Source organism: Sphingomonas sp. 2R-10 (assembly GCF_030062225.1).
Lineage (GTDB): Bacteria > Pseudomonadota > Alphaproteobacteria > Sphingomonadales > Sphingomonadaceae > Sphingomonas.
In genome coordinates, this window is sequence record NZ_JASCXF010000078.1 from 1 (window position 1) to 3,107 (window position 3,107).

The window sequence follows — 3,107 nt, forward strand, 5'->3', positions numbered from 1 at the left end:
ACCCAAGATCCTCCCCGCGGGCGGGGAGGATCTTGGGTCGACACGTCGGCCAAGCTCCGGCATGACGCCACGCCTTATGCCGCCCCGTTTCGCCTTCACGATCACCGCCACCTCCGGCCGCGCCCGCACCGGCACCATCGCCATGCAACGTGGCGAAATCCGCACGCCGGCCTTCATGCCGGTCGGCACCGCCGCGACGGTCAAGGCGATGAAGCCCAGCGACGTGCGCGCCAGCGGCGCCGACATATTGCTCGGCAACACCTATCACCTGATGCTGCGCCCCAGCGCCGAGCGCGTCGCGCGGCTGGGCGGGCTGCACGCCTTCATGGGCTGGGACCGGCCGATCCTGACCGACAGCGGCGGCTATCAGGTGATGAGCCTGTCCGAGCTGACCAGACGGTCGGAGGACGGGGTCGAGTTCAAGAGCCACCTCGACGGCACCCGCCACCTGATGAGTCCCGAACGCTCGATGGAGATTCAGCGGCTGCTCGGCTCCGACATCGTCATGGCGTTCGACGAGCTGGTGCCGACCACCTCGACCCGCGAGGTTCAGGCGGCGGCGATGGAACGGTCGATGCGCTGGGCCCGCCGCAGCCGCGCCGGCTTCGATGCGGGTGCGGAACACGCATCGCGCGCCGCACTGTTCGGCATCCAGCAGGGCGCGCTCGACGAAGGGTTGCGCAAAAGCTCCGCCGACGCGCTGATCGATATCGGCTTCGACGGCTATGCCGTCGGCGGCCTCGCGGTCGGTGAGGGGCAGGCGGCGATGTTCGGCGTGCTCGACTATGCGCCGCAGCAGTTGCCGGTCGACCGCCCACGCTACCTGATGGGCGTGGGCAAGCCCGACGACATCGTCGGCGCGGTCGAACGCGGCATCGACATGTTCGACTGCGTGCTGCCGACCCGATCGGGCCGCACCGGACAGGCCTTTACCCGTTCAGGCCCGATCAACATCCGCAATGCCAGATTCGCCGAGGATACGGGCCCGATCGATCCCGACTGCGCCTGTCCGGTATGCCAGGGGCATAGCCGCGCCTATCTCCATCATCTGGTCCGCGCGGGCGAGATATTGGGGGCGATGCTGATGACCGAGCATAACCTCTATTTCTACCAGGCGCTGATGGCCGACCTGCGCGCCGCGATCGCGAACGATACGCTGGCGGCCTTTGCCGACGATTTCCGGGCGCGATACGCGTCGCCCGCGCGTTGACCCCGACAAGAGGGAGAGGATAATGACCGACAAGACCGAACTGAACGAAGTCGCCGCCGCCGCGAAGGAGGCCAAGCGCGTCGCCGAAGCCGCCGCCGACACGAAACAACCGTCGAAGGGCCAGCCGTGGCCGCTGGTGCCGATCGGCATCGGCATCGGATCGGCCGCGCTGGCCGCCGCGCTGCTCTACGCCAATTCGGGGCGCAAGAAGGGCTGATCCCGTTACTCGTCATTCCCGCGCAGGCGGGAATCCATGGCCGCCGACGATGCGACATGATCGGCGACGCCAGCGTTCATGGACTCCCGCCTGCGCGGGAGTGACGAAACAGTCTGGATCAATCGCGGCATCGTAACCGACGATACGTTGACACTCCGGGGCGATGCGGCCCACACCTTGCCGCATCATCCGACCGGAGAACTGCCCCCATGCGTTTCGGCCTCGCGCTGCTGATCTCGTCCGCCCTGCTGTCCCCGGCCCTCGCGCAGCAGCGTCCCGCCCCGACAGCCCCTGCCGCGGCCGTACCGCCCATCGCCTACACCGAACGCACGCTGGCCAACGGGCTGCGCGTCTACGCCATCCGCGACACGTCGAGCGCGAACGTGTCGGTGCAGGTGTGGTACGATGTGGGGTCGAAGGACGATCCCGCCGGGCGGTCGGGGTTCGCGCACATGTTCGAACATCTGATGTTCAAGGCGACCCGTAATCTGGTGCCCGAACAGCTCGACCGGCTGACCGAGGATGTCGGCGGGTACAACAACGCGTCGACCGCCGACGACTACACGAACTACTTCGAGGTGGTGCCCGCCAACCACCTGCAACGGCTGCTGTTCGCCGAGGCCGACCGGATGGCGACGCTGGTCGTCGATCCCAGGACCTTCGCCTCGGAACGCGAGGTCGTGAAGGAGGAACTGCGCAGCCGCATCCTCGCGCAACCCTATGGCAAGCTGTTCGGCCTCTATGCGCCGATGGTGTCCTATGGCCGCCATCCCTATGCCCGGCCGGGCATCGGATCGATCGCCGATCTGGACGCGGCGACGATCGACGACATCCGCGCCTTCCATGCGACCTATTACCGGCCCGACAATGCGGTGCTGGTGGTGGCGGGCAATTTCGATCCCGCGCAGCTCGACCGCTGGGTCGACCAGTATTTCGCGCCCATCGCCCGGCCCGATCGCCCGATCCCGCGTGTGAGCGTCGACGAACCGGTCCGCCAGCAACCGGTGACCAGGACGGTGTACGAGGCGAATACGCCGCTGCCCGCCGTCCTCATCAGCTACCCGCTGCCGCCCGCCAGCCATCCCGATCAGGCGGCGCTCAAGGTGCTCGATGCGATCCTGTCGAGCGGCGACAATTCGCGGCTGCACCAGAGCCTCGTCTACCGCGACCAGATCGCGCAGGACACGGGCGTACAGTTCGATGCCAAACAGGGGCCGGGCACGCTGTCGCTCTACGCGATCCTCGCCGGGGGCAAGTCGGTGGCCGACGGTGAAGCGGCGCTGAAGCGCGAGGTCGCGAAGCTGATCGCGACCCCGCCGACGGCGGGCGAGCTGGCCGAGGCGAAGAACGAGATCACCACCGCCGAACTGCTGTCGCGCGAAACGGCGGAAGGCAAAGCGTCGGCACTGGCGCAGGGCGTGATCGTCGAGCGCGATCCGAAGGCCGCCGACAAGGGGCTGGCCGCGATCGGGCGCGTCACCGCCGCCGATGTCCAGCGCGTCGCGCGCACCTGGCTGGCCGACAACCGCGCGGCGACGATCCGCTACCTGCCCGACAGCGCGAAGCCGGCCGGTGCCGCGAGCGACACCATCGCCGTCGCCGATAGCGTCGTCACCGCCCCGCTGGCCGTGCCGCCGGGTATCGCGATCCACACCCCCGCCCCCGACGGACAGCGCATCC

Annotated in this window: 3 protein-coding genes; all 3 read left to right on the plus strand. The window is 68.4% G+C overall.

Translation table 11 applies throughout. The features are described from left to right. Positions 1-76: 76 nt before the first annotated feature. Positions 77-1,210, plus strand: coding sequence for a tRNA guanosine(34) transglycosylase Tgt (gene tgt / locus QLH51_RS19700; protein WP_125662745.1), 1,134 nt, complete (start codon positions 77-79; stop codon positions 1,208-1,210). A 22-nt stretch (positions 1,211-1,232) separates the two neighbouring features. After that, complete coding sequence (locus QLH51_RS19705) at positions 1,233-1,427, plus strand: hypothetical protein (RefSeq protein WP_125662743.1); 195 nt, start codon at positions 1,233-1,235, stop codon at positions 1,425-1,427. A 209-nt stretch (positions 1,428-1,636) separates the two neighbouring features. Continuing rightward, the coding region (locus QLH51_RS19710) for a M16 family metallopeptidase (protein WP_164516265.1) at positions 1,637-3,107 on the plus strand (1,471 nt) is incomplete at its 3' end.